At 66.5% G+C, this 26,308-nt stretch carries 26 protein-coding genes and 3 tRNA genes; 19 read left to right on the top strand and 10 right to left on the bottom strand.

Annotated features, from left to right (window positions below; genetic code table 11):
• Positions 1-18: 18 nt before the first annotated feature.
• Complete coding sequence (locus tag ACZ9BC_RS16920; protein WP_476246928.1) at positions 19-840, bottom strand: lysophospholipid acyltransferase family protein; 822 nt, start codon at positions 838-840, stop codon at positions 19-21.
• A gap of 87 nt (positions 841-927) precedes the next feature.
• A complete protein-coding gene (locus ACZ9BC_RS16915; RefSeq protein WP_476246927.1) occupies positions 928-1,686 on the bottom strand; it encodes an alpha/beta hydrolase in 759 nt (252 codons plus the stop codon).
• A 135-nt stretch (positions 1,687-1,821) separates the two neighbouring features.
• On the opposite strand from ACZ9BC_RS16915, the gene ACZ9BC_RS16910 reads away from it, so the two are divergent.
• The 7 genes from ACZ9BC_RS16910 (at position 1,822) to ACZ9BC_RS16880 (ending at position 9,473) form a co-directional block, all read left to right on the top strand.
• Positions 1,822-3,294 carry a YibE/F family protein gene (locus ACZ9BC_RS16910; RefSeq protein ID WP_476246926.1) on the top strand — a complete coding sequence of 491 codons (1,473 nt, stop codon included), beginning with the start codon at positions 1,822-1,824 and terminating at the stop codon, positions 3,292-3,294.
• An 83-nt stretch (positions 3,295-3,377) separates the two neighbouring features.
• Positions 3,378-4,556: a tRNA dihydrouridine synthase DusB gene (gene dusB, locus ACZ9BC_RS16905; RefSeq protein ID WP_079595562.1), complete on the top strand. Its 1,179-nt coding sequence runs from the start codon at positions 3,378-3,380 to the stop codon at positions 4,554-4,556.
• Complete coding sequence (locus ACZ9BC_RS16900) at positions 4,549-5,838, top strand: deoxyguanosinetriphosphate triphosphohydrolase (protein ID WP_079595561.1); 1,290 nt, start codon at positions 4,549-4,551, stop codon at positions 5,836-5,838. The genes dusB and ACZ9BC_RS16900 overlap by 8 nt, the downstream gene beginning before the upstream one ends.
• A gap of 16 nt (positions 5,839-5,854) precedes the next feature.
• Positions 5,855-7,771, top strand: a complete 1,917-nt coding sequence (gene dnaG, locus ACZ9BC_RS16895) for a DNA primase (RefSeq protein ID WP_476246925.1) — start codon at positions 5,855-5,857, stop codon at positions 7,769-7,771.
• Between the two features lie 77 nt (positions 7,772-7,848).
• Positions 7,849-7,921 (top strand) — tRNA-Asn (locus ACZ9BC_RS16890).
• A gap of 124 nt (positions 7,922-8,045) precedes the next feature.
• Positions 8,046-8,121, top strand: a tRNA-Asn gene (locus tag ACZ9BC_RS16885).
• 149 nt (positions 8,122-8,270) lie between these two features.
• Positions 8,271-9,473: an FAD-dependent monooxygenase gene (locus tag ACZ9BC_RS16880; protein WP_476246924.1), complete on the top strand. Its 1,203-nt coding sequence runs from the start codon at positions 8,271-8,273 to the stop codon at positions 9,471-9,473.
• 50 nt (positions 9,474-9,523) lie between these two features.
• Here ACZ9BC_RS16880 and ACZ9BC_RS16875 read toward each other — a convergent pair whose 3' ends face one another.
• The 3 genes from ACZ9BC_RS16875 to ACZ9BC_RS16865 form a co-directional block, all read right to left on the bottom strand.
• Positions 9,524-9,931, bottom strand: coding sequence for a hypothetical protein (locus tag ACZ9BC_RS16875; RefSeq protein WP_476246923.1), 408 nt, complete (start codon positions 9,929-9,931; stop codon positions 9,524-9,526).
• Between the two features lie 73 nt (positions 9,932-10,004).
• Positions 10,005-10,211 carry a hypothetical protein gene (locus tag ACZ9BC_RS16870; protein WP_476246922.1) on the bottom strand — a complete coding sequence of 69 codons (207 nt, stop codon included), beginning with the start codon at positions 10,209-10,211 and terminating at the stop codon, positions 10,005-10,007.
• A gap of 89 nt (positions 10,212-10,300) precedes the next feature.
• The gene (locus ACZ9BC_RS16865; RefSeq protein ID WP_476246921.1) at positions 10,301-11,524 is read right to left on the bottom strand and encodes a multidrug effflux MFS transporter; all 1,224 of its coding nucleotides are present in this window, start codon (positions 11,522-11,524) and stop codon (positions 10,301-10,303) included.
• Between the two features lie 177 nt (positions 11,525-11,701).
• Here ACZ9BC_RS16865 and ACZ9BC_RS16860 point away from each other — a divergent pair, with 177 nt between their 5' ends.
• The 6 genes from ACZ9BC_RS16860 to ACZ9BC_RS16835 all read left to right on the top strand — a co-directional run bounded on the left by ACZ9BC_RS16860 (position 11,702) and on the right by ACZ9BC_RS16835 (position 17,032).
• Entirely contained in the window at positions 11,702-12,556 is an 855-nt protein-coding gene (locus ACZ9BC_RS16860; RefSeq protein WP_476246920.1) for a phage holin family protein, read from the top strand.
• A gap of 115 nt (positions 12,557-12,671) precedes the next feature.
• Positions 12,672-13,295 (top strand): CDP-alcohol phosphatidyltransferase family protein, encoded by a 624-nt coding sequence (locus tag ACZ9BC_RS16855; protein WP_476246919.1) that lies wholly within the window; start codon positions 12,672-12,674, stop codon positions 13,293-13,295.
• Positions 13,295-14,203 (top strand): DMT family transporter, encoded by a 909-nt coding sequence (locus ACZ9BC_RS16850; protein WP_079595555.1) that lies wholly within the window; start codon positions 13,295-13,297, stop codon positions 14,201-14,203. Before ACZ9BC_RS16855 ends, ACZ9BC_RS16850 begins: the two co-directional genes overlap by 1 nt.
• 114 nt (positions 14,204-14,317) lie before the next feature.
• Entirely contained in the window at positions 14,318-15,514 is a 1,197-nt protein-coding gene (locus tag ACZ9BC_RS16845; protein WP_476246918.1) for a glycosyltransferase, read from the top strand.
• Between the two features lie 78 nt (positions 15,515-15,592).
• Positions 15,593-15,666 (top strand) — tRNA-Ile (locus ACZ9BC_RS16840).
• Between the two features lie 175 nt (positions 15,667-15,841).
• Positions 15,842-17,032 (top strand): acyl-CoA dehydrogenase family protein, encoded by a 1,191-nt coding sequence (locus ACZ9BC_RS16835; RefSeq protein WP_476246917.1) that lies wholly within the window; start codon positions 15,842-15,844, stop codon positions 17,030-17,032.
• 32 nt (positions 17,033-17,064) lie between these two features.
• On the opposite strand, the gene ACZ9BC_RS16830 is transcribed toward ACZ9BC_RS16835, so the two are convergent.
• Entirely contained in the window at positions 17,065-17,631 is a 567-nt protein-coding gene (locus tag ACZ9BC_RS16830; protein ID WP_476246916.1) for a M23 family metallopeptidase, read from the bottom strand.
• Positions 17,632-18,079: 448 nt separating this feature from the next.
• On the opposite strand from ACZ9BC_RS16830, the gene rpsB reads away from it, so the two are divergent.
• The 6 genes from rpsB (at position 18,080) to ACZ9BC_RS16800 (ending at position 23,029) form a co-directional block, all read left to right on the top strand.
• Positions 18,080-18,937 (top strand): 30S ribosomal protein S2, encoded by an 858-nt coding sequence (rpsB, locus tag ACZ9BC_RS16825; RefSeq protein WP_476246915.1) that lies wholly within the window; start codon positions 18,080-18,082, stop codon positions 18,935-18,937.
• A gap of 125 nt (positions 18,938-19,062) precedes the next feature.
• Positions 19,063-19,899, top strand: coding sequence for a translation elongation factor Ts (tsf, locus tag ACZ9BC_RS16820; RefSeq protein ID WP_079595550.1), 837 nt, complete (start codon positions 19,063-19,065; stop codon positions 19,897-19,899).
• Between the two features lie 119 nt (positions 19,900-20,018).
• A complete protein-coding gene (pyrH, locus tag ACZ9BC_RS16815; protein ID WP_079595549.1) occupies positions 20,019-20,756 on the top strand; it encodes a UMP kinase in 738 nt (245 codons plus the stop codon).
• A 127-nt stretch (positions 20,757-20,883) separates the two neighbouring features.
• Positions 20,884-21,441: a ribosome recycling factor gene (gene frr, locus ACZ9BC_RS16810; protein WP_079595548.1), complete on the top strand. Its 558-nt coding sequence runs from the start codon at positions 20,884-20,886 to the stop codon at positions 21,439-21,441.
• The gene (locus ACZ9BC_RS16805) at positions 21,441-22,364 is read left to right on the top strand and encodes a phosphatidate cytidylyltransferase (protein WP_115524135.1); all 924 of its coding nucleotides are present in this window, start codon (positions 21,441-21,443) and stop codon (positions 22,362-22,364) included. The genes frr and ACZ9BC_RS16805 overlap by 1 nt, the downstream gene beginning before the upstream one ends.
• Positions 22,365-22,441: 77 nt before the next feature.
• Positions 22,442-23,029 carry a DivIVA domain-containing protein gene (locus tag ACZ9BC_RS16800; protein ID WP_476246914.1) on the top strand — a complete coding sequence of 196 codons (588 nt, stop codon included), beginning with the start codon at positions 22,442-22,444 and terminating at the stop codon, positions 23,027-23,029.
• A gap of 3 nt (positions 23,030-23,032) precedes the next feature.
• Here ACZ9BC_RS16800 and ACZ9BC_RS16795 read toward each other — a convergent pair whose 3' ends face one another.
• The 4 genes from ACZ9BC_RS16795 to ACZ9BC_RS16780 are packed head-to-tail and all read right to left on the bottom strand — an operon-like array spanning position 23,033 to position 26,279.
• On the bottom strand, positions 23,033-23,722 hold the full coding sequence (locus tag ACZ9BC_RS16795; RefSeq protein ID WP_476246913.1) for a hypothetical protein: 690 nt from the start codon (positions 23,720-23,722) through the stop codon (positions 23,033-23,035).
• Positions 23,723-23,741: 19 nt separating this feature from the next.
• A complete protein-coding gene (locus tag ACZ9BC_RS16790; RefSeq protein ID WP_476246912.1) occupies positions 23,742-25,208 on the bottom strand; it encodes a sodium/solute symporter in 1,467 nt (488 codons plus the stop codon).
• Between the two features lie 7 nt (positions 25,209-25,215).
• The gene (locus tag ACZ9BC_RS16785) at positions 25,216-25,566 is read right to left on the bottom strand and encodes a DUF485 domain-containing protein (protein ID WP_115524136.1); all 351 of its coding nucleotides are present in this window, start codon (positions 25,564-25,566) and stop codon (positions 25,216-25,218) included.
• The gene (locus ACZ9BC_RS16780; RefSeq protein ID WP_476246911.1) at positions 25,563-26,279 is read right to left on the bottom strand and encodes a LytR/AlgR family response regulator transcription factor; all 717 of its coding nucleotides are present in this window, start codon (positions 26,277-26,279) and stop codon (positions 25,563-25,565) included. The genes ACZ9BC_RS16785 and ACZ9BC_RS16780 overlap by 4 nt, the downstream gene beginning before the upstream one ends.
• Positions 26,280-26,308 lie beyond the last annotated feature (29 nt).

Genomic DNA, 26,308 nt, shown 5'->3' with positions numbered 1-26,308 from the left:
AAGGACACTTGGCGCTATCTACTTTCGGGGAGTCCGACGGCGGCCCCTGGCGGTCTCCTGGGCGTCCAGCGCCTGCCGCTCAGCTTCGGACGGCGCGCCGCCGCCCAGGTGCCGCGGCATCCACCAGGCGCCGGGCTCCGGTTTCAGCGGGAAGTCCGGGATGCAGGCATCGACGCCCGCCTGGAGCGTGCGGCGCAGGAGTTCGGTTTCGCGTTCCGCGTCCACCTCAGGCGGGAACCGGAGCGGTGCGCCGTGATGCACCCGGACCGGTGCACGCCATGCCCTCCGCGGGGAAAACCGCTGCCCCCGCGTCAAGAGCCGGTGCGCGCCCCACACCGAGACCGGGAAGACGGGGACGCCTGCTTCGGCTGCCAATCGTACGGCACCTGTTTTGCACTCCCGGACCATGAAGCTCCTGCTCACTCCCGCTTCCGGGAACACGGCCAGGTATTCGCCGCTCCTGAGCTTGGCCACCGCCTCGTCAAAAGCGCCGGCGCGTTCGGTGTACCCCACTACCACGCTGTTTGTAGCACTGATAGCGGGGCCGGCCAGCCAGTGGTCGGCCGGCCCCTGGTGGATCATGAAGCGCAGGTGGGCGCGGGAATGCTTCCACAGGACCAGCTCGGACGCCGAGAAGTCCAGGTAACCAAAGTGCGTGATGGCAAAGACCGCGCCGGAGCCGGGCACCACGGTCCGCACCATGCCATGGCGCAGGCCGGGTGCCGGCACATGCTCCAGCCCGGTGGGAAGGATGGTGATCCGGAACGCCCACCGGAGGACCTGGGCCAGGCGGACAATCAGCCGGTAGAAACGGTCACTGGGCGGCGGATGCCATGGCATGCAGGTCTCCAGCTGTTCGGGGAATCCGGGTTTAGGCCCGTCCGGCAGCAATAGAGAGCCGGCAGGAAGGCGTTCCGTAAAAAGGGCTCACAGGGTCACCTGGACGGACGATTCCGGCAGGAGCTGCCCGAAGGCGCGGGGCGGCCGGACAGTGGCGCCCGTGCTTTCGCTGAACGCCTTGATGACGAACCCGGTGGCCAGGATCTGCCACAGACGGACCTTGCGGAGCATGAAGTGGCCGGCCCCTTTCAACGCCACGTACTGCATGCTGGCCGCTGCCTCTGAGCCCCGGCGCGCGAACGCCAGCGATTGCGATGGGCTTGTCCACCGGTCCAGGGTCCCGTGCACGATCAGGACCTTCCTGCCGGCGACACCTGAGGTTGGCGTCTGCGGGCTGAGCCAGGGAGCCAGCGCCACCACCGCTTCCACCTGGGGATGGCCGGCGGCGCACACAGCCGTCAGCCCGCCCATGGAGTGGCCCACCAGGAATACGGGCACGCCGGGATGCTGCTCTTCGATCTGCCGCAGCGCCCACCGGGCGTCCTGCACCGGGGACATGTCCGGCCCGTTCCACCCGCGGACGCTGTTGCGTAGCGACCAGACCGCCAGCCCATGTTTCCGGCCGGCGCGGTGCAGGTGTCTCGCGAAGGGCACCATACGGGCTGGACTCAGGTGCAGGGCTTCCACCGGTTCGCGGCTGTGGGACTTGCCGCCGTGGAGCACCAGGGCCACGCCCCTGGTGGGACCGGAGGCCTCAAGCACACTCAGCACGGCTTGGTGGCCGTGTGCCGGGGGGACGCCGCCGGAGGGCAGTTTGCTGCTGTCTTCAGCGCTTCGGTTGGTCACGCCTGGTACCTCCCAATGATCCATTTATCAACCCTACGGTGCCGGACGTAGAGTTCAACGTATGAGGTTTCACTGCTGATGGGCGCCGGCCATTCCCACGCTTCTACAGGTCATTCGGAGCCGACGCCGCAGGCGATGGCTGCCCGGAGGAAGGCCAACCGGATCCTGGCAGCGGTGCTCATTCCCATCACCCTGCTGACCCTGGCCGGGATGGCCATGCTCTGGCCCTCCGGAAGCAAGGAAGGCATCTCGCTTGCCAACCCGTACTCGGCTGCCCCTGGAGTGACCTTCGATACGGGCACCATCCAAAGCGTGGTGACGGAAAACTGCATGCAGGGGGCCTCCCAGCAGAACCAAACGTCCCAGGCCCAGGACGGGCAGGCGCCCAGCCAAAGCCCGGGCCAGCAGGGATCGGACTGCACCTTCGCCTTCACTGAACCGGACAAGGGCGGCAGCCCCGTCAAAGTGGTCATCAACCCGGACGTCGCCACGTCCCACGGCGTCAAGCCCGGGGACCAGATCCGCTACCTGAACCTGTCCAATGCCCAGGGCGCCCCGGCCTCGCAGGGGTCGCCCGCCTACATCTTCGTGGACTTCGTGCGGACCCTGCCCATCGTGCTGCTGGCCTTGCTGTACGCAGCCGTGGTCATCGCCGTGGCGCGGTGGCGGGGCTTCCGCGCGCTCGTCGGGCTGGTCGGCGCCTACTTCGTGCTGGCCAGCTTCATGCTTCCGGGCCTCGTGGAAGGGAAGCCGCCCCTGCTGCTGGCGCTGGTGGGGTCCACCGTGATCATGATCGGTGTCCTGTACTTCGCCCACGGATTCTCCGCCCGGACCTCCACCGCGCTGCTGGGCACCATCTTCGGCCTGGGCATTACGGCGCTCCTGGCCGCCTGGGCCACGAATGCCGCCAACCTCGCGGGCGTGGGCAACCACGACGCCACCACCCTGGTCAACACCTCAGCCAACATCTCCATCTCCGGGGTGATCCTGTGCGGGCTCATCATCTCCGGCCTGGGCGTCCTGAACGACGTCACCATCACCCAGTCCTCCGCCGTCTGGGAACTGTACGAGCTGGCCCCGGGCAGCAGCGCGCGGAAGCTGTTCACCTCCGCCATGCGGATTGGCCGCGACCACATCGCCTCCACGGTCTACACCATTGCCTTCGCGTACGCCGGCGCAGCGCTGCCCATCCTCATCATCGTGATGCTCTACGACCGGCCGCTGGGCGAGACGCTGACCAGTGCAGAGCTCTCCGAAGAAGTCATCAGGACGCTCGTCGGCTCCATCGGGCTGGTCCTGGCCATCCCGGTGACCACCCTTATTGCCGTGCTGGTGGTCAAGGCGACCGGCATCAACTCCGGGGCAGCCGCCGTCGAAGCCCCTGCCACGTCCTTGGCCGGCGGGTCCCAGCCACGCGGTGCCAGTGCACGGGATGCCGGCACCGGACGCAACCTGGACGATGTCGAGGACACCGGTGCGCTCGCAGCCGCGGCATTGGAAGGACGGGCCCGGCGCGTTGCCGTAGGTCCGGGGGAGGGCCGGGAGGCCCCTGACAACCCGGACGGGTCACCGCCCACCCGGCGCGGCCGGCGGGCCGAGCGCGGCTGACCACAACCGGGCGGCCGGGCTGGGCCGGTGGAGGCGCTTCGGGACGGGCCACCCGATTTGTCCGGCTTTGCAACAATGGAATGGTGACTGTTGCAGCAACTACTCCCGCTCCCAAGCTGGAACTCCCGCCCCTGAAGCTGGGTCCCATCACCGTGGACACGCCGGTGATCCTGGCGCCCATGGCCGGGATCACCAACTCTGCCTTCCGCAGGCTCTGCCGTGAATACGGCGGCGGCATGTACGTGGCGGAGATGGTTACCTCCCGCGCACTGGTGGAGCGGACCCCCGAATCCCTCCGGATCATTTCCCACGACGACGACGAAAAGGTCCGGTCCGTCCAGCTGTACGGCGTGGACCCGGTGACGGTCGGCCAGGCAGTGCGAATGCTCGTGGAGGAGGACAGGGCGGACCACATCGACCTGAACTTCGGCTGCCCCGTCCCCAAGGTCACCCGGCGCGGCGGCGGATCCGCCCTGCCGTGGAAGATCGACCTCTTCACCTCCATCGTGCAGACGGCCGTGAAAGAAGCCTCCAGAGGCAACATCCCCTTGACCATCAAGATGCGCAAGGGCATTGACGAGGACCACCTGACGTACCTCGACGCCGGCCGCATCGCCCGCGATTCCGGCGTGGCCGCCGTCGCGCTTCACGGCCGCACGGCCGCCCAGTTCTACTCGGGCCAGGCGGACTGGTCCGCCATCGCGCGGCTCCGCGAAGCACTGCCTGATATCCCGGTGCTGGGCAACGGCGACATCTGGTCAGCCGAGGACGCCGTCCGGATGGTCCGCGAAACCGGGGTGGACGGCGTGGTGGTGGGCCGCGGCTGCCAAGGCCGGCCTTGGCTGTTCGGCGATCTGCAGGCAGCGTTCGAAGGCAGCGACACCCGCTTCCGGCCCAACCTGCGCCAGGTGGCAGAGGGCGTGTACCGCCATGCCGAGCTGATGGTGGAGACCTTCGGCGACGAAGGAAAGGCGCTGCGCGAGATCCGCAAGCACATCGCCTGGTACTTCAAGGGCTACGTGGTGGGCGGAGAGCTGCGTACCCGGCTGGCGCTGGTGACCAGCCTCGAGGTGCTGCGCGATACCCTGGCCGAACTGGACCTTGACTCGCCGTACCCGGGCGGTGACGCGGAGGGCCCGCGCGGGCGTGCCGGATCACCCAAGAAGCCCGCCCTGCCGAAGGACTGGCTGGAGTCCCGTGCCCTGAACGACGACCAGTCCAGGGACATCTCGGCAGCAGAGCTGGACGTCTCCGGTGGCTGAGGCCCGCACGGCTGCGCCGGTGCTGCCCGGCTACGATGCCGACGATTCCGCCCGCTGGGTGGAGGAGCCGCCGAAAAGCACGTACCGCTCCGATTTTGAGCGGGACCGCGCCCGCGTCCTGCATTCTTCCGCCCTGCGCCGGCTGGGTGCAAAAACCCAGGTGGTGGCCCCGGACACCGACGACTTCGTCCGGACCCGGCTGACCCACAGCCTGGAGGTGGCGCAGGTGGGCCGCGAACTCGGCCGTGCCCTGGGCTGTGACCCTGATGTGGTGGACACCGCCTGCCTGAGCCACGACCTCGGGCATCCGCCCTTCGGCCACAACGGGGAGTCTGCGCTGAACGAGGTGGCGCATGCCATCGGCGGGTTCGAGGGCAACGCCCAGACCCTGCGGCTGCTGACCCGCCTGGAGCCCAAGGTGCTGACGGCCGATGGCCTGCCCGCCGGGCTGAACCTCACCCGGGCGAGCCTGGACGCGGCGGCAAAATACCCCTGGTCCGCACTGGAGGCCCCGGTCATCCACGGCCAGCGGACCAGCAAGTTCGGCGCCTACGAGGATGACCTGCCCATCTTCACCTGGATCCGGCAGGGCGCTCCGGAACGCCGGTCCTGCCTGGAAGCCCAGGTAATGGACCTCGCTGACGACATCTCGTATTCCGTCCACGACGTTGAGGACGCGATCGTCGCCGGGCACTTCCAGCTCCGCTGGATGGACAACCCGGACCATCGCGCCCGTGTTGTGGGCTACGCCAAGCAGTGGTACCTGCCGCACAATGACCCCGCCGCCATTGACGCCGCGCTGGCCCGTCTGGAAGCCACCGATGTGTGGGTGCGGGAGGCGGACGGCAGCCGCAAGTCCATGGCCGCCCTGAAGAACATGACCAGCCAGCTGATCGGCCGCTTCTGCCAGAGCGCGCTCGAAACCACCCGTGCTGTGTACGGCCCCGGCCGGCTCACGCGCTACAACGCCGAACTTATGGTCCCGGATGAAACGGTGATGGAAATCGCCGTCATGAAGGGCCTGGCCACCACGTTCGTGATGACCACCGAGCACCGGCAGCCCATCTACGAACGCCAGCGCGAGGTGCTCCACGCCCTGGTGACGGCCCTGAGCGCCACCGGTGACCGGCACCTGGAGCCCATGTTCGCTGCCGACTGGCGGGACGCCCCCGACGACGGCGCGCGGCTGCGTGTGGTGATCGACCAGGTGGCCTCCCTCACGGACGGTTCCGCCCTGGCCCTGTACGAGCGCCTGGTGGGGAGCCTGCCGTCGCTGTGGTGAAGGCTAGGATTGCTCTGTGGCTGGGCTGATCAAACGCGAAGATATTGACGAAGTACGCCAGCGCACGGACATCAAGGAAGTGGTTGACGGCTATGTCACGCTCAAGGGCGCCGGGCTGGGGACCTACAAAGGCCTGTGCCCCTTCCACGACGAGCGCTCGCCGTCGTTCACCGTCCGTCCCCAGGTAGGCCGCTACCACTGCTTTGGCTGCGGTGAGGACGGCGATGTCATTGCCTTCGTCCAGAAGCAGGACCACAGCTCCTTCCAGGAGGCCGTGGAGAAACTTGCCGCACGCATCGGTTACGAGCTCCGGTACGAGGACGGCGGCACCGGCCCCAACCGCGAGGAGGTGGGGCGCCGGCAGCGGCTGCTGGACGCCCATAAGATCGCGGACGAATTCTTCCGCGCCCAGCTGCTGACGCCGGGCGCGGCGGAGGCACGGACCTTCCTGCACGGCCGCGGCTTCGACCGGGCGGCAGCGGAACACTTCGGCTGCGGCTACGCTCCCCAGGGCTGGGACGCCCTCCTCAAGCACCTCCGCGGCCGCGGCTTCACCGACGCCGAACTGAAGCTCACGGGCATGTTCTCCGAGGGCAACCGCGGCATCTACGACCGCTTCCGCGGCCGCCTCATCTGGCCCATCAAGGACATCGCCGGGGACACCATCGGCTTTGGCGCCCGCAAGCTCTACGAGGACGACCAGGGGCCCAAGTACCTCAACACCCCCGAGACCGCCCTGTACAAAAAATCCCAGGTCCTCTACGGCATTGACCTCGCCAAGCGCAGCATCGCCAAGGACCGCCAGCTGGTGGTGGTGGAGGGCTACACCGACGTGATGGCGTGCCACCTGGCAGGAATCACGACGGCGGTGGCCACCTGCGGCACCGCGTTCGGCACCGAGCACATCAAGATTGCTCGGCGGCTGCTCTCCGACGATGGCACCGGGGGAGAGGTGGTGTTCACTTTCGACGGCGACGCAGCCGGCCAGAAGGCCGCGCTGCGGGCCTTCGAGGAAGACCAGCGCTTCACCGCGCAGACTTACGTGGCGGTGGAACCCTCAGGGGCCGATCCCTGCGACCTGCGCCAAAGCAGGGGCGACGAAGCCGTTCATGCCCTGGTGCAGTCCCGCCGGCCCCTGTTCGAATTCGCCATCCGCACCACCCTGAAACAGTTCAACCTGGACACCGTGGAAGGGCGGGTGCAGGGCCTGAAAGCCTCGGTACCGGTGGTGGCGGGCATCCGTGACGCTTCCACCCGGACGGGCTACTGCCAGGAGCTCACAGGCTGGCTGGGGATGCCGGACCCCAACGAGGTGCTGAGGCTCGTCAACGCCGCCGTAAAACGCGGTGACCAGGGAGGGGCTCCTGCCGCCGCTCCCCGGACGTCCGCTCCAACCGCCCAAGCCGGCGGGCCAGGCGTTGCCGCAGGGCCGGCGTCGGGCGCTGTTCCTTCCTTCCACCGGCCCGACCCCCGCGACCCTGTCGCCTCCATGGAGCGCCAGGCGCTCGAAGTGGCCCTCCAGGAGCCCGCACTGCTGGGCGGCGGGGTCTGGGAGCGGTTTGCCGCTGCCCGGTTCGCCACGCCGGCGTTCCAGGCCGTCCACGATGCTATGCGCGCCACCGGTGCGGGCCTGGTGAACGATCCGGTGCGGTGGGTGGAGCACGTGATGCATGAGGTTCCCGAGCCCCTGCGGCCGCTGGTGTCCGAGCTCGCGGTGGTGCCGCTGCCGGCAAGCACGGAGGAGGCGGTGCAGAAGTACTGCCGCGACATCCTCTCCCGGCTCTTCGAGTTGCAGATCACCAGGGTCAAGGCGGACAAGATGGGGCAGCTGCAGCGGCTGGACCCTGCGGCCGACCCGGAAACCTACCAGCGGCTCAACCGTGAACTGATGATGCTGGAGATGGAACGCCGCGCACTGCGGGCGGAGGCGTAGCCCCGGTGTCCGGCCCCTCCGCACAGCCCCGATTTCATTTCCCGGGCAGGTGTTTGCTAGGCTAAAACCCGCTTCATTCCTCCTTAGCTCAATTGGCAGAGCATTCGACTGTTAATCGAAGGGTTGCTGGTTCAAGTCCAGCAGGAGGAGCGCACAATCCCCGTTCCGGCCTCCGGAACGGGGATTTTTTTATCTCCGCGAACGGCAATCCGGCCCGGAAATCCGCCGATTTCACATTCGCCGGAATCCTTTGCTAATGTCATACCTGCTTCATTCCTCCTTAGCTCAATTGGCAGAGCATTCGACTGTTAATCGAAGGGTTGCTGGTTCAAGTCCAGCAGGAGGAGCCACCCCGAAAAATCCCCGTTCCTCCTCCATGAGGAACGGGGATTTTTTGTTGCCGCCCATCCTCCCGGTAGTGACTCTTCTCATACACAGTGCCCGGGAGCATGATGGGGAAGGACGGATGCTGGTGCCGTGCCGCGGACAGGGGCGGATGATGACAGGTACAGCGACGCGCCGGGCGATAGTTATCGGCGCGGGCATTGGCGGGCTCACCGCCGGGCTGGCGCTGGCCGGCAAGGGCTGGGACGTCCAGGTCCTGGAGCGGACGGCGGCCCTCCGGCCCGTGGGGTACGCCCTGATCATGGCCCCGAACGCGCAGCGGGCCCTTGACACCATCCCCGGCGGCATCGTGGAACAGATCCATTCCCTTGCCACCTTGCAGGGTGAGAGCGGGATCCGGACCGCGCGGGGCGGCTGGTTGTCCCGCAACGACGCCTCGCTGGCCGAGGAGCGGTACGGCCATCCGGCAGTGGTGCTGCGCCGCGCCGAGCTCGTGGAGATGCTGGCCGCCAACCTTCCGCCTGGCTCGCTGCGGCTCGGGACCCCGGTTGCCGGCCTGGATGCAGACACCGGTGAGGTCATCCTTGCAACAGGGGAAGCTCTGCGCGCCGACCTGCTGGTCGCGGCGGACGGCATCCACTCGGCGGCCAGGGCAGCGCTCTTTCCCGGGTGTCCCGGACCGGTGTTTGCCGGATTAACGGCCTGGCAGGCGCTGGTGCCTTCGGCCGGCATCGACTACCAGGTGGGCACCACGTGGAGCCGCGGCGGAGAGTTCGGCATGCTGCCGATGAAGGACGGGCGGCTGTACGTCTTTGCCGAGGCGGCGGCGGATGAACCGATACCGCGGCGGACCGGTGCCGAGGAAAAGGCCGAACTGGTGCGCCGGTTTGGCGGCCTGCGTCCCCCTGTTCCGGAAGTCATCATGCGGATCGATGAAGAGGCGGTCCTGCGCGCCGACATCCACTCAATGCAGGTACCGCTGCCGGCCTTCCACCGTGGCAGGGCAGCAATTCTGGGTGATGCAGCGCACGCTATGGCTCCGAACCTGGGCCAGGGGGCTTGCCAGGCCATTGAGGATGCCGTCACCCTCGCGTACGTCCTCGACAGGTCCGCCAGCATCCCGGAAGGCCTGGCGGACTACACCGCAGCCCGGATGCCGAGGACCTCACTCATTGTCCGCCGGTCCTCGCAGGTCGCCCGGTTCGCCACGATGCGGAACCCAGCCGGCCAAGTGATTCGGAATGGAATGCTGCGGGCCATGGGACTGCTCGGCACCTCCGCTGCGCTCCGCCAGGCAGATGTCGTGATGCGCTGGGACCACCCGGCTGTGGCGGTTCGTCCCCGGCCGCCGCAATGAGAGGCAGGCGCCGGTTTCCTGACGGGCCGGCGCCGGTTATCTGACGGGCTTCAGACGAAGTCCATTTCCACCTGCAGGAACCTCTCGGCTTCCACAATGGCGGCCTGGAAGGCTTCCTTCTCGGTGGGGGACTTGCGGGGCTGCCGCGGGTTCCATTCGTGCGGTGCGGAGTGGATCCGGACGAACCCGGTGTCCGAGGGCGCGTAGAAGATTCCAAAGCGCTGCACCGGCCATTCCGGGGAGGTCTCCGGGGCCACGAGCAGGGCGGCGTTGAAGGCGGGATTGAACCATTGGGCGATGGGCCGTCGGCGGTCCTCGGTGAAGAGCCCGGCGGCGTAGAGGGCGGCAGACTGCTCGCCGGTCTGGGCGCGCAGCCGGTCCCACCACAGTGGCAGGATTCCGGCATCGCACCGTTGCCATGTGGCCGGAAGCGGCGGTGGATCCTGCCAGCTGGGCACAGACATTATTTTATCGCGGCAAGGGCTTAGCGCGGCAGATGGTGCGGCGCTGCGCAGCGGGTGGTGCGGCTCCTCAGCGGCGCTTCCAAGGGCCCGGGTTGACCCGGTACAGCAGTGCCGCGCCGGCCACCGCTCCCAGCGCGATGCCCATGGCAGGGTTTCCCAGTGCCCGCCCCGCGAAGTAGCCGACGACGGCGCCAAGCACCACGCCGAGGAAGAGTCCCCTTCCGTTCCGGTGCGGCTTTCGCTTCTTCCTGCCATGCAATGAATCGCCGGTCATTGGATTGCCCGCTCCTTAATGGCCCTGTTCCTTGAGACCCTGCTCCTTGATTGCCCTGTTCCTTGATTGCCTGTTCTTGAGAACCCTGTTCAGTGGATGGACGGCACGGTGCGCGGACGGACCACGAGCCAGAGGGCCGCGATGGCCAGCAGGATGCAGGCTGCCTGCACCGCCCCCATGGGTGTGGCGCTGGTGATGCCCAGCCAGCCCACCACCGGCGAGATCAGGCCGGCCATCGCGAAGGTGGCCGCACCCAGCAGGGAGGCGGCGGTTCCGGCCTGGGAGGCGTGGCTGGCGAGCGCCAGCACCTGGACGCAGGGGAACATAAAACCGGTGCCCATGATGTAGAACCACAGTGGAACCATCACGCCCCACAGGCCCAGGCCCAGCTGGTCGAACAGCACGATCAGCATTGCCATCAGGAACATCCAGGCCGTGGCGCCGGCCAGGATCCACTGCGGCGGCACCCTCCTGATCAGCCGCGAACTTGTCTGTACGCCCGCCACGATGCCCAGGGAGTTGATCCCGAACAGCAGCCCGTACTCCTGCGCGGAGAATCCGAACACGTCCTGGAAGAGGAACGGAGAGGCGGACAGATAGGTGAAGAGGCCGCCGAAGTTCAGGCCTGCCACCAAAAGGAGACCCACAAAGATCCGGTCGCTGAAAAGGACCTTGTAGCGCTGCCGGGCCGTCATGCCGCTTTGCCCACGCTTTTCCGGCGGGAGGGTCTCGCGGACCAGGAACAGCGCGGCAATGATGACCAGGGTGCCGTAGGAGGCCAGGAAGACAAAGATCCCGGGCCAGGCCATTACCAGCAGCAGCTGGGATCCGATCACGGGCGCCAGGATGGGTGCCAGGCCGTTGACCAGGCTCATCCGCGAGAACATCCGAACCATGGCGTAGCCGGAGAACAGGTCCCGGACCATGGCCATTGCCACCACGCCGCCTCCGGCCGCGCCGATACCCATCAGGACGCGGAAGATGCCCAGGGTGGTGATGTCAGTGGACAGCGCCGCTCCCAGCGACGCCGCGATGTGCAGTGCCGTCGCCAGGATCAGCGGGTTGCGCCTGCCGAATTTGTCGCTGAAGGGGCCCACCACCAGCTGGCCGAACGCGAAGCCCAGGGTGGTGCCGGCGAGGGTGAGCTGGACCTGGGCCTCGGTCACGCCAAGGCTCGCCTCCAGTGCCGGGAACGCCGGCAGGTACAGGTCGATCGTGAACGGCCCCAGGGCGGTCAGCGCGCCGAGAAGGAGAATGTACAGAAGTTTCCGGCGTCGGGTCAGCAAATCGCCTGGATTGGAGGGAGTGGTCACGGATTACCATCCTAGGCCCGGCACTACCTATATTTTCAGCGTTGTAGGCCGTGCCGTCCGGCAAGCCCCGAAGTTCGGCCTGAACCTGAATGGTAGTTTTGGGGCGGGGACTGTGCCGAGGCACTTTTCCCGCAGCATACGGAAGCCGGATCGACCATAACCAGTAAGGCGGAACCGATGAGCGGACGTCACAGCGGGCGGACCAGCCCGGGATTGCGCATCACCGCGCTGCCCAGGACGCTTAAACTCCTTTTCCGGCTGGCCCCGCGCCAGCTGAACGATGAGATCGCCTTCGCCAAGATCGAGCTCAAGCGCAAAGGCATCCAGCTCGGAGTAGCGGCCGCCTTCTTCGCCGTCGCCCTGGTCTTCCTCGTTTTCCTGGTGATCGGGCTCATCGTCGCGGCCATCATGGGACTGGCCACCATCATGCCCGCGTGGCTGGCCGCCCTCCTGGTGTCAGCGGCCTTCCTGCTGATCGCCCTCATCGGCGGCCTGATCGGCTTCCGCAAATTCAAGAAGGCCATGCCTTTGATGCCGGAGGAAACCATCCGGGGCATCAGGCACGATATCGGTATTGCCAAGGAAGGCTCGGCCTTCAACCCTGCGGTCCTTGACCCGAACACCCCCGAAGCGAAAGCTGCCAAGGCCGCCAGGGAAGAGGCCGCTGCCAAGGCCAAGGCGGAGAAGGCGGCCAAGGCAGCCGAGCACGACAAGGAATACCCGCACGCCTCCGAACCCGAGCTCGCACGCCGCCTCAACCAGCGGCGCCACCACCTCACCGATGTCCGCGACGAACTCGGCACCGAACTGGACGTCAAGACCCAGGCGCAGTACCTGCTCGCGGCCGCCCAGGGCAAAGTGCGCCAGGGCCAGGCCATCGCAGGGCGCGGCATGGACGCCGCCAGCGAAAGGCTGGCCACCCTGACCGCATCCACCGAGGGGCTGCAGAAGCGCTGGAAGCCGCTGGCAGCTTTGGCTGCCGCCGGCACCGTCCTGGTGGTCCTGCTCCGTAAGCTTCTTCGAACCTACTAGCACGGGTTTGCCGGGGCTGCCCGCCAGCACGCCCGGGCACAACCGCAGGACTGACACAGCAAGCCAACAACTGCAGGACCGCGCCGACCAGGCCGCAGGAAGGAAAGGGGGACGGGTGAAGTTTATTGGTGCCGGCGCCCGTCCCGGCCGCCCCCAGGTGGACCATGACCGGGTTTTCACCGTCCCCAACCTGCTCACCGTGGTCCGGTTCATGGGGGTCCCACTCTTCATCTGGCTCGTCCTGGCGCGGAAGGAGTACGGCGCGGGCGTGGTTGTCCTTGCGGTAATGGCCAGTACCGACTGGATTGACGGGTACATTGCCCGCCGCTTTGACCAGGCCTCCAAGCTCGGGCGGGTCCTGGACCCCATCGCCGACCGCCTGGCGCTGATCGCCGTCGCCATCACCCTGGTGATTGCCGGCGTCGTGCACTGGCTGTACCTGGCGGCGCTGGTCATCCCGGACGCGGTACTCCTGGTGCTGACACTCTCGCTGTTCGGCGGCCATCCCGACCTTCCTGTCAGCGCTGTTGGCAAGGTGCGGACCGGGCTGCTGCTCCTGGGCACGCCGATGCTGCTCCTCTCCCGGCTGGACACCGGGTTCTCCGACGGGTTGTTCGTGGCCGCCTGGATTGTGCTCGGGCTGGGCCTGCTGGGCCATTGGATCGCTGCGTACAACTACTTCTGGGCGATCCTGCGCAAGGGCAGGATGCGCACCGGGCACGACGGCGGGACCACCTGATGGTGTGGGTCGCCGTCGTGCTTGCGCTGCTTGGGGCCTTTTGCCTCGCCCTTGGGGCCCAGCGCCAGGGAAGCGCCGTCAAGGCCGACACCGGCGGCCTGGCCCTGAGCTCCAACGGTTTCCTCCGCCTGCTCCGGAATCCCCGCTGGGTCTTCGGACTCCTGCTGCTCGGTGCCGGGATGGCCATGAACGCGGTGGCGCTCGTGTCTGCCCCGCTCACCGTCGTCCAGCCAATCGGTGCCATTGCGCTGGTCATCACCACCGTCATCAACGCCAAGGACCAGGACCTCACCATCAACCGGGCCACGGTGGTGGCCATCGCCGCCTGCGTGACGGGCTCCGCGCTCTTTGTCCTCCTTGCCGTTAACGTGACGCAGGAGAACCATCATGTGAGCCTGGACGCGGAGCTCACCATCGTGCTGCTGCTGGCGCTTGCCGTCGGGCTCTTCGGCACTTTGGCCGTTATGTTCAAGCACCGGATCAACGCCTTCGTCTATATCCTGGGCGCCGGAGTCCTCTTTGGCTTCGTGGCCGTCCTCACCCGGATCATCGGCAAGCACATGCTGGATCCCAACGGACTCTTCCTGCTGAACGTGCAGTGGTACTCCGTGGTGGCACTCGTAGCCGCCGGCGGGCTCGGGTCTTGGTTCGTTCAAAGCGCGTACTCCTCGGGTCCGCCGGACCTGGTGATTGCCGGACTGACGGTGATCGACCCCATCGTGGGGATCGCCATCGGAATCGTCATCCTGGGGGAACTGCGGCCGGACGTGCACGCCGTCATGGCGATTGCCATGGGAACCGCCGCTTCCCTTGCTATCGTTGGGGTTATCGCCCTTTCCAGGCACCATCCCGAGGTCACCAAGCGCAAGAAGGACGCGCGGAAGGCCGCGGGCAGGCCGTCCCACTAGCCCCCATTCCCGCCTACCAGCCCCAGCAATTCCACGAAGCCCCGGCGCCACATGCCAGGCCGGACGTGCAGTCAGTCGACGCTGTCCGCACCGTGACCATCAGGAGCCCTCCACGTGACCACGCCCGCCGACAAGACGCCACTGACCATCCTGATCGCCGCTGACACCTATCCGCCCGACATCAATGGCGCAGCCCAGTTCGGCTACCGCCTGGCCAAGGGAATGACCGGCCGCGGGCACAACGTACACGTCCTGGCCTGCCGCAACGGCAAGGGCAAGAGCTTTAGCGAATTCCGCGACGAAGCCACCGTGCACCGGCTCCGCTCCCACAGCGTGCCCACGCACGAAACCTTCCGGATCTGTTTTCCCTGGGAGATCAAAAAGGAAATCAGCCTGCTGTTCGACCGGGTCAAGCCGGATGTTGTCCACATCCAAAGCCATTACATGATCGGCGAGCATGTCCTGTATGAAGCCGTGAAGCGAGGTGTCAGGATCGTGGCCACCAACCACTTCATGCCGGAAAACCTCAACCCGTTCCTGCCGTTTCCCCAGTGGTTCAAGGACATCATCGGGCGCATCTCCTGGAAGGACATGGGCAAGGTGATGGGCAAGGCGGACGTGGTCACCACACCAACACCACTGGCGGCCAAGGCCATGCACGAGCACGCATTCCTCCGGAAGGTCCTGCCGCTCTCCAACGGTATCGATTCTGCCGCCTACGAGCTCCAGCCCGGCGAGCAGATCGAGCCGCACCCGCACCCCACCGTCATGTTCGCGGGCCGGCTCGCGGAAGAAAAGCACGTGGACGTGCTCATCAGGGCAATCGGCAAAACGCCCCCGGAACTGAATGTCCACTTGGAAATCGTGGGCGGCGGCGAGGTGCGTGCCTCCCTCGAGGAGCTCGTGCAGCGGCTCGGCCTGGGCAGCCGGGTGAAATTCCTTGGCCTCGCGAGCGACGAAGACCTGCGGAAGGCCTACATCCAGGCTGATCTCTTCTGTATGCCCGGCACCGCGGAGCTGCAGTCGCTGGTGACCCTGGAGGCAATGTCTGCCTCCACCCCGGTGGTGCTGGCGGACGCCATGGCGCTGCCGCACCTGGTGCGCGACGGCGAGAACGGCTACCTCTTCACACCGAATGACAGCGATGACCTCGCCAAGAAGATTACCCAGATCCTGGAGCTTCCGAAGGACCAGCGCGAGGCCATGGGCCAGGCCAGCCGGCAGATGGTGGAGCCGCACAGCATCCAGGGCACCCTGCAGACCTTCGAGGACCTGTACCGCGGCGCGGGCTTCGAAGACAAGGTGGTCTAAACCTCTTCCGGGGTTTGCTAGAGTGTTTTTGCCCTGCTGGAGCCGATGTCCGAACGGATCGGGACCTGCGGGGCGCACGGGGCTATAGCTCAGCTGGTTAGAGCGCGGGACTCATAATCCTAAGGTCCTCGGTTCAAGTCCGAGTAGCCCTACATTCCTCCCAAACCGCGGCCGACCTCTTCGGCCGCGGTTTTTCTGTGCCCACAGCCGTTCCTTTGCTCCCCGGTTCTTTGCTGGAAGGCCGATCTGGGGTATGTTACTGACCAGTAACTTACCGCGCCCCGTCCCTGGGGGCGCCGGTCACCGCCGATCACCTGTGAGGTACCCATGTCCACGTCCATGCCAAGTGTGAATGACCTTCCCTATGCTGACGGCGACTTCTACGCCTTTGAGCAGCTGCTCAGCGCGAAGGAGCAGGACCGGCTCGGCGAAGTCAGGGACTTCCTGGCGCGGGAGGTCCGGCCCATCGCCGTGGACTGCTGGAACCGCGGCGAATTTCCCATGGACCTCATCCCCAAGCTCGCCGACATCGACCTGGTGAGCCCCGTCCGGCGTCAGGGTTACTCAAACCTGTTTGCGGGACTGCTCCATGCCGAAGTAACACGGGCTGACGCATCCATTGCGACGTTCATGGGCGTCCACGACGGGTTGTTCACGGGCTCCATAGAAGCCCTGGCCTCCCAGGAGCAAAAGGACGCGTGGCTTCCCGAGATCTACGCCCTGAAGAAGACCGGCGCCTTCGGGCTCACCGAGCCGCTGGGCGGAAGCGATGTAGCCGGGGGAACCCGCACCACGGCCCGGCGGGACGGCGGCAACTGGATCCTGAACGGCGCCAAACGCTGGATCGGCAACGCCACCTTCTCGGACTGGGTGGTCATCTACGCCCGCGATGTTGAGGACAACCAGGTCAAGGGATTCCTGGTGGACACCACCCTTGCAGGATTCAGTGCCACAAAGATCGAGAACAAGATCTCGCTCCGGACCGTGCAGAACGCCGACATCACCCTGACCAACGTCATAGTGCCGGATTTCTTCAAGCTTGCCCACGCCAACAGCTTCCGCGACGTCAACAAGGTCCTCAAGGTCACCCGGCTCGGCGTCGCGTGGCAGGCCGTGGGCCTGCAGATGGCCGCATTCGACGTTGCCCGGCGCTACGCGGTGGAGCGCCACCAGTTTGGCAGGCCGCTGGCCTCCTTCCAGCTCGTGCAGAACCAGCTGGTCCGCATCCTTGGCAACACCGTCAGCTCCATGGGCATGATGGCCAGGCTTTCGCAGCTGGAGGACGCGGGCCTGGCAAAGGACGAACAGTCGGCGCTGGCCAAGGCCTTCACCACAGAGCGGATGCGGGACAGCGTGGCCATCGGCCGAAGCATCCTGGGCGGCAACGGGATCGTGACGGACTTCGAGATGGCCAAGATCTTCGCGGATGCGGAAGCCATCTACTCCTATGAAGGAACTGCCGAGATCAACACCCTGGTGACCGGCCGGGCCATCACGGGCATTTCGGCCATCGTCTGACCGCAGCCGTTGCCGCCGGACGCCCACCGGGACTACGGCGGCCCGCCGAGCGGCAGCAGGATGGACGGCCGCAGGTCCGTCACGAACTGCAGGGGATTGACATACTCCTCGCCGCGCCGGACGCCCCAGTGGACGCAGGCACTTGTTCCGCAATGCCCGGGAAGTGCGCTACCAATGACCTGTCCCGCGGCTACGGGGTTGCCCGCCGCCAAGGTACTCTCCACGGGTTCAAAACTGCTGCGCAGCCCGTTGCCGTGATCAATGGTGATGACCGGACGGTCAACTACAACGCCCACGAAGCTGACCGTTCCCGCCGCGGGGGAGGTGACCGGGGCGCCGTCGTATGCTGCCCCCAGGTCCACGCCCCGGTGCCCGCTCAGCCAGGGCTTGGGCGGAGGATCGAAGTCGCGCAGGACCTTCGGGCGGGGTGCAAGCGGCCATTGCCACGACGGCGCCGGCACTGCCGCGCCCCCGTCCCCTGCCGCCGTCGTTCCCGCCCTTTGGACAGCAGGGGAGAAGCTGGACGGCAGCGGCTGCGTGGTGGACGCCACCGACGCGGGCAGGAGCAGGAGGGCTGCCAGGAGGAGCGGTGGTTTCATCTGCCCAGCATGCGCCGCCCGAAAACAGGCCCGGCAGGGCCGTTCGGGCCTATGTGGATAAGCCTCCGGACTGGGCAGCTGCTGTCCGCCGGACGCAGGCGCCTGTAGTACACTTGGTGGAGCAGTTTGCTGCGCCCTCAACGCTTCCCGTCCCAGTGGTTCACCCCCGCGGTGCATCCCCTTGTCGGGATTGCGTCGGCACATCTCATTCAGGAGTGTGGGGGAGCAGCAGCTGACTACGCGCATCCAGCCCTCCACAAGGCGAAGCCCCGGCAACGCCTGTGAAGGATCGCGCCTCCTGCGGTCCGAGCCAGACGGCACGGATGGGAAGTGTGATGGATGCCAGGAGCACGGCCCGGCCTGGGCCACGCTAATCAACCGTCAACTATTGGCAGGGTAAGAAGCCTCCGGGCTCTCTCATGAATGACCTGCCGGAAGGAGCGTCGGCATGCCCGTCGTAACTATGCGCCAGCTGCTTGACAGCGGCGTCCACTTTGGACACCAGACCCGCCGTTGGAACCCGAAGATGAAGCGCTTCATCTTCACGGAGCGCAACGGCATCTACATCATCGACCTTCAGCAGTCGCTGTCCTACATCGACCGCGCCTACGAGTTCGTCAAGGCCACCGTTGCCCACGGCGGCACCGTGCTCTTCGTCGGCACCAAGAAGCAGGCCCAGGAAGCAATTGCCGAGCAGGCAACCCGCGTTGGCCAGCCCTATGTGAACCAGCGCTGGCTCGGCGGTATGCTGACCAACTTCCAGACTGTCGCCAAGCGCATCCAGCGCATGAAGGAACTCGAAGAGATCGACTTCGACGACGTCGCCGGTTCCGCATACACCAAGAAGGAGCTGCTGCTCCTCAAGCGCGAACTCACCAAGCTCGAGTCCAACCTCGGCGGTATCCGCAACCTGACCAAGGCACCCTCCGTGCTCTGGATCGTGGACACCAAGAAGGAACACCTCGCCGTTGACGAGGCCAAGAAGCTGAACATCCCGGTTGTGGCCATCCTGGACACCAACTGCGATCCGGACGAAGTCGACTTCCCGATCCCGGGCAACGACGACGCCATCCGCTCCGTGAACCTCCTGACCCGCGTTGTTGCCGACGCCGTTGCTGAGGGCCTCATCGCCCGCAACAACCGTGGCACGGGCGCCACCGAAGCTCCGGAAGAGCCGCTGGCTGAGTGGGAGCGCGAGCTCCTCGAAGGCAGCAAGGCCGAGGAAGCTGCTGCAGCCCCCGCTGCTCCGGCAGAAGAAGCTGAAGCCCCGGCTGCTGCCGAGGCTCCCGCCGAAGACGCCAAGTAACACAACTAAATCCGGATTCTCCGTGCTTACCAGCCGGAGCTGCTGACAGGATGGCCGCCCGCGTTCGCGGGCTGCCGTCCTGTCGGTCCGTACACCACAACAAATTTCTAGACAGAGGGGTTCACATGGCGAACTACACTGCCGCGGACATCAAGGCCCTGCGCGAGCGCACCGGCGCCGGCATGATGGACGTCAAGAAGGCTCTTGACGAGGCCAACGGCGACGCCGAGAAGGCCATCGAGATCATCCGCATCAAGGGCCTCAAGGGCGCTACCAAGCGTGAAGGCCGCTCCACCGCTGAAGGCCTCGTGGCCGCCAAGGTCAGCAATGGCGTCGGCGTCATGATCGAGGTCAACTGCGAGACCGACTTCGTTGCCAAGGCTGACAAGTTCATCCAGCTGGCCGACAAGGTCCTGGCCGTGGCCGTTGAGTCCGGTGCCGCCGACCTCGAAACCCTGCTCGCCACCGAAGTTGACGGCAAGCCGCTCTCCGAGGTCGTCGTCGAAGAAGGCGCTGTCCTGGGCGAAAAGGTTGTTGTCCGCCGTATCTCCCGCGTTGAGGGTGCCACGGTTGACGCTTACCTGCACAAGACCTCCAAGGACCTGCCGGCCCAGGTTGGCGTGCTGTTCGCTGTTGACGGTGAAGGCGAAGCTGCTGCCACCGCCGCGCACGACGTCGCAGTCCACATCGCTGCCATGGCTCCGAACTACCTGACCCGCGAGGACGTTCCGTCCGACCTGGTTGAGTCCGAGCGCCGCATCGCCGAAGAGACCGCCAAGGCCGAGGGCAAGCCCGAAGCCGCCCTCACCAAGATTGTGGAAGGCCGCGTGACGGGCTTCTACAAGGGTGAGGTCCTGGTTGACCAGGCATTCGCAAAGGACGCCAAGAAGTCCGTGGCACAGGTCCTCAAAGAGGCCGGTGTCAACGGAACCGCGTTCACGCGTTTCCGCGTCGGCTCCTAGTCGAATCTGTGAGGGGGTGGCCACTTCGGTGGCCGCCCCTTTTGCATGCAACGGGACCGGTACCGACCACCGGGCCCGGCAGGATAACCTTTTTTCAGACTCATCAACGGGAAGGCATCATGGAAGCCGTCAACACTGTAATCCAGCCAGAGAAAAGCAGGCGGCGGGTCCTCCTGAAGCTCTCCGGTGAGGTCTTCGGCGGCGGGAAGCTGGGTGTTGATCCCGAGACCGTCCGCGACGTCGCCAAGCAGATCGCCGCAGCCGTGCCCGAGGTGGAAGTGGCCATCGTTGTGGGCGGCGGCAACTTCTTCCGCGGCGCCGAACTCTCCCAAAGCGGCATGGACCGCTCCCGCGCCGACTACATGGGCATGCTGGGAACCGTCATGAACTGCCTGGCCCTGCAGGACTTCCTGGAGCAGGCCGGCGTGGAAACCCGCGTCCAGAGCGCCATCACCATGGGCCAGGTGGCGGAAGCCTACATCCCGCGCCGTGCCATCCGGCACATGGAAAAGGGCCGTGTGGTCATCTTCGGTGCCGGCGCCGGCCTGCCCTACTTCTCCACGGACACGGTAGCCGCGCAGCGGGCCCTTGAGGTCCACGCCGACGTTGTCCTGATGGCCAAGAGCGGTGTGGACGCCGTCTACACGGCCGACCCCAAAAAGGATCCCACCGCTGAACGGCTCGAGACCCTCAGCTACGACGATGCCCTCCGCCGCGACATCCGGGTCATGGACCAGACGGCGATGACCATGTGCAAGGACAACAACCTCTCCATGGTGGTCTTTGGCATGGAGGGTGAAGGCAACGTCACCCGCGCCATCCTGGGCGAAAAGCTGGGCACCCTGGTCACCGCCTAGCTCCGGCTAGGATGTTTTCAGGACAGTTCCGTCCCCGCCCGGCCGGCGGGGACGGAAGCAGCAACAGAGAACCACGTGTGTGCAGGGAACCGGTGCCCCGGACTGCACCAGAATCTGAGGAGAGACCGTGATCGAAGAAACCTTGCTCGAAGCCGAAGAAAAGATGGACAAGGCCGTAGAGGTAGCCAAGGAAGACTTCGCTGCCGTCCGCACCGGCCGGGCCAACCCGGGCCTGTACAACAAGGTCCTGGTGGACTACTACGGCTCACCCACCCCGCTCCAGCAGCTGGCCTCGTTCGCCATCCCCGACGCCCGCACCATCCTCATCACCCCGTTCGACAAGACGGCCCTGCGTGACATTGAGCGTGCGCTCAGCGACTCGGAGGTCGGCGCGAACCCGTCCAACGACGGCAACGTCATCCGGATCACCATCCCGGAACTGACCAAGGAACGCCGCAAGGAATACGTCAAGATCGTCAAGACCAAGGGCGAGGACGCCAAGGTTTCCATCCGCAATATCCGCCGCAAGGCCAAGGAAACCCTGGACCGCCTGGTCAAGGACGGCGAAGCCGGCGAAGATGAGGGCAGCCGGGCCGAAAAGGAACTGGACGGCCTCACCAAGGCACACGTTGACGGCATCGATGAGCTGCTGAAGCGCAAGGAAGCAGAGCTGCTCGAAGTCTGATGGGCCAGGCAGATCAGGCCCCCGCCCCACGGGCGCGCACACGGGGGAAGCAGCCCAGGAGCAACCCGACGCCGAAGGCCGGGCGGAACCTGCCCGCCGCCGTCGTGGTGGGCCTGGCCATGCTGTTCGCCGTCCTGGGCGGGCTGCTGTTCCTCCCGCTCGGATTCGTAGCCGTCACCACTGCCTTCGCAGTATTCGGCGTCTGGGAAATCTACCGGGCCCTCGAAGCCAACGGCACCAGGATGCCCATCGTTCCGGTCATGACCGGAACGGTGGCCATGCCGTTCGTGGCATACCTCGGCGGCATCGAAGGCCTGCTGTTTGCCATGCTGCTCAGCTCCGTGGCCGTGCTGCTCTGGCGGTCCGTGGAAAGTGCTGCAGGGTCCGCCAACAGCATCTTCGCGGGTGTCTTCACCCTGGGCTGGGTGCCGTTCTTCATCAGTTTCGCCGCCCTGCCGCTGCACGCCACCGGCGGGGCGTCCCCACTGGGGCTCTGGCCCGGCGGGACCATCCCCGAAGGAGCCTGGCAGGTGGCGGTCATGCTCCTGCTGGTGGTCTCCAACGACACGTTCGGTTACCTGGTGGGTGCGTCACTCGGGAAGCACCCCATGGCACCGAAAATCAGTCCCAAGAAATCCTGGGAGGGATTCGCCGGTTCAGTGGCCGGCGCCGTGCTCATCGGCATCCTGGCCTGCCTCTTCGTGCTGGACAAGCCCTGGTGGGTGGGGGTCGTGCTGGCCGTCGGCACCGTGGCCGCCTCCACGGCCGGCGACCTCGCCGAATCCATGGTGAAGCGCGAACTGGGCGTCAAGGACATGAGCAGCATCCTGCCCGGGCACGGCGGGGTCATGGACAGGCTCGACTCCATCGTGTTCGCATCACCGGTGGTTTTCGTCCTCTACGGACTGCTCGCCGGAGCCTGACACAAACCCTGGCCGGGCCCCGGCACCCATAAACTGGTGCAGCGGCGCTACGGCTGAAGAGCATCGAAGGAATCAAAGTGGCATTGGACATTCATCGGCAGCAGATCCCTGCGTCCTTTGAGCGCGTGCAGCGCAGTGAATACGGCTACAACGCCAAGCAGGTGGACCAGTTTCTGCAGCGGGCACGCGTGTCCCTCGAAACTCCGGAATCCGCAGCCCAGCCGATCAACAGCGCAGACGTCCGGGCCGTGTCCTTCGACCCCGTCAAAGGCGGATATTCAGCATCCATTGTGGACGCCGCCCTTGACCGCCTCGAAGACGCCTTCGCCCGCAGGGAACGGGACGATCTGATCGCAGCCCACGGCGAGGACGCCTGGCTGCGGGAGATCGGAAACCTCTCCGGCATCCTCCGCGGCCGGCTCCACCGCCCGGACGGCGAGCGTTTCCGCCGGCCCGCAAAGAAGAAGGCCCGCAGTTACAACACGACCGATGTGGACAGGCTGTGCCATGAACTCGTGGCGTACCTGGAACAGGACAAGCCGCTGAGCGTGGACAGCGTCCGCCGGGCCGTTTTCCGCCCTGCCACAGGCCGCGACGGCTACGAGGAAGCACAGGTGGACGCGTTCCTTGACCGCGTTGTCGAGCTCATGGCCGCCATCGACTAACGGCTAGGGTCCGTCCGGCGGGGTGGGGGACAGGGGCGTGTACATGCTCCAGATCCCGGCGTACGCACGGTATCCGTAGTACGCGGAAGCCGCCAGGAAAGCGAAGCCGCAGACCGCTCCCACGATGACCGCCGCCGTCGTCCCTGCCCCCAAGAGAGTCAGCAGCAGTCCCGAGAGAATGGCGATCAGCGCGGCATTCGCGCAGTTCATAAAAACCATGCTGCTCCCGGCCACATGGCTGAACGCGCTCCGGTTTCCAAAGAAGAAGTACGTCCGTGCCGAACCCGCCTCATCGTCGTGCCAGGCCGCCATCAGGTACGGCGCCACACCGGGGTCCAGGTCCACGTACGCCGCCCGCAGCCTGTTCATGGCGGTCACGTACATGAGGTCCTCCTGGGCCACGTTCAGGACCCGCACCTGCGTGAGCAGCCCCATGGCCACGTCGATGCACAGCACGATCACCGCGAGCAGGACGAAGTCGTCCGAAAATTTCGTGGCCTGTCCTACCAGCGCCGCACTCACCACGCTGGCCGACGTGAAGGTCAGGAACATGCTGATCCGGGTCAGCACCTCGCTTTGGGCGGTGCTGCGTGATGCCAGCAGGCCCCAGTGCTCGGTGGCGAGCAACTGCGCCCGCACGGACGGCGGCACCGCGTCGTGCTCGCTTTCCGGGCTGCCGCCGTCGGTGGACATGGCGTAATTGTCCACCCATTCAGCGTTCCGTAGCCAGCGGCCTTTCCGGCGTATGCAGGCGGGTCATGACCCGTGCCATGGTCTTCGGCACCCGTCCTGCCGTGGCCCGTGAGACCAGCACCATCACGGCAAACGCTGTGGGAACGGTCCACGCGGCAGGCTGGGCGAGCCAGGCCGGAATGCTCGCAGCGCCCGCCATGGCGCCGATGATCATGGCGCCGCCGCACAGCAGGCCTCCGGTCACCATGCCCGCAATCGCTCCGGCGTCGGTCAGTCCCCGCCACCAGATGCCCAGCAGCAGCACCGGGCAGACCGTCGAGGCGGTGAAGGCGAACACCAGGCCCACGCTGCCGGCCAGGGCGAAGGAATCGGTCATGAACGCAAAGCCAAGCGGTACGACGGCGGATATTACGGCTGCGAGGCGGAACCCGCCGACGCCGCCGCCCAGGACGTCCTGGCTGATGACGCCGGCCAGGGAGACCACCAGCCCCGACGTGGTGGACAGGAACGCGGCGAAGGCGCCTGCCACCACCAGGGCCGAGAGCAGGTCACCGGCCGTGCCGCCCACGAGTTCCCCGGGGAGCAGCAGCACCATGGCGTCGGCCTGGCCGGCGCGCGCCAGGCCCGGTGCAAACATCCGCCCCACCAGACCGTAAGCGGTGGGAAACAAGTAGAAGACGGACAGCAGCCCCAGGACGATCAGGGTGGTCCGCCGTGCGGACTGCCCGTCCGGGTTGGTGTAGAAGCGCACGAGGACGTGGGGCAGCCCGAGCGTTCCGAACAGGAGCGCCACCAGCAGGGACATGTTTTGGTACAGCCCGGCCGGGGGAGCATTGGTGGGGTTGGCGGCAGGCGGGGACAACTCCGGGGTCCCGCTGCCGGCCAGCATGAAGATGATGAACAGGATGGGGACGGCCAGGGCGGTGAGCTTGAGCCAGTACTGGAACGCCTGGACGAACGTGATGGACCGCATCCCGCCGGCAGCTACCGTGAGGCAGACGACGATCACCACCGCCACGGACCCCGCCCAGGACGGGAGGCCGGTAGTGATCCGGATGGTCAGGGCGGCGCCGTGCAGCTGGGGCACGATGTACAGCCATCCCACCAGCACCACCACCAGGCTGGTGACCTTCCGGACGGCGCGCGAATCCAGCCTCGCCTCAGTGAAGTCAGGAATGGTGTAGGCGCCGGAACGCCGCAGCGGGGCCGCGACGAACAGCAGCAGCATCAGGTACCCGGCGGTGTACCCCACCGGAAACCACAGCGCATCGGTTCCGGACAGCAGGATGAGCCCTGCCACACCCAGGAAGCTGGCGGCGGACAGGTACTCGCCGCCGATGGCCGAGGCATTCCACCATGGCCGGACGGTCCGGGACGCAACATAGAAGTCGCCTGTGGTGCGCGAAATCCGCAGGCCGTAGAACCCGATGACCGCCGTCGCCACGGAAACCACGGCCACCGCAGCTATCGCTATGCCTGGGTTCACGCCGCCCTCACTGGTCACCGGCCAGGTCGCGGTAGCGGGCCTCATTGCGGGCCGCCGTCCGGATGTACAGCCAGGCGCTCAGCCCGATTACCGGGTAGATGCCGCCCCCGAGCAGCAGCCAGCCGAACGGAATCCCGGCGATCCGGGTTTCGGCCAGGCCCGGGACCATGGCCAGCAGCAGCGGAAACGCGCCAAGGATCAGCAGGAACCCGCCGGCCACCACCAGGGCCAGCCGCAGCTGGGACCTGATCAGGGAACGGACAAAGACCTGGCCCACATCCGACTCCTGCGCGGCTTCCCGCGTCTCCTGGGCCGGGCGGGCCGCCGTGGTTGGAGCCGTCACCCGCACCCTTGTCATGACTGCGGCCTGATCCGCGTGGCCTCGAGCTTCTCCCGGACGGTGGGCAGGTGCCGCCTGCTGATGGGCAGGCCGGCGCCTGCCACCGTGACGCTGGGTCCGTCGGCAGCCAGCTTCATGGAACTGACGTGCTTGAGCGCCACCAGGTAGGACCGGTGCGTGCGGATGAAGCCGGCCTCCGCCCACTGCTGCTCGAGTTCGGCCAGCGGCACCCTGATCAGGTAGCTGGCATCGGCTGTGTGCAGCCGCGCATAGTCTCCCTGCGCCTGGACGTACGTGACGTCGTCGCGCCTGATCATCCTGGTGGTGCCGCCCTGGTCCACCGTGATCATCTCCGGGGCGCTGCCGCCGTCGCGCAGTTCACTGATGCGGCCCACCGAGCGGGCCAGGCGCTCGGCCCGGACAGGTTTGAGGAGGTAGTCGACGGCGGCGAGTTCGAAGGCGGCCAGGGCGTGTTCCTCATCAGCCGTGACAAACACCACGGCCGGAGGGTGGCTGCTGGCGGAAATCGCCCGGGCAATGTCCAGGCCGGACACGGCCGGCATATGGATGTCCAGGAACACGGCGTCCACAGACCCGGCGGACAGGGCACGGAGGGCTTCGCTGCCGGACGTCGCCCGGAGGACCGTGCCGATCCGTGCGTCCCTGCCCAGCAGGAATGCGAGCTCTTCCACCGCGGGCAGCTCATCATCAACGACGAGGACGTTAATCATGCTCCTAGGTTAGCTTTCCGTCGGCAGTG

The organism is Pseudarthrobacter sp. TE3704 (genome assembly GCF_056279405.1).
This window is presented reverse-complemented; position numbering and strand designations above follow the sequence as displayed.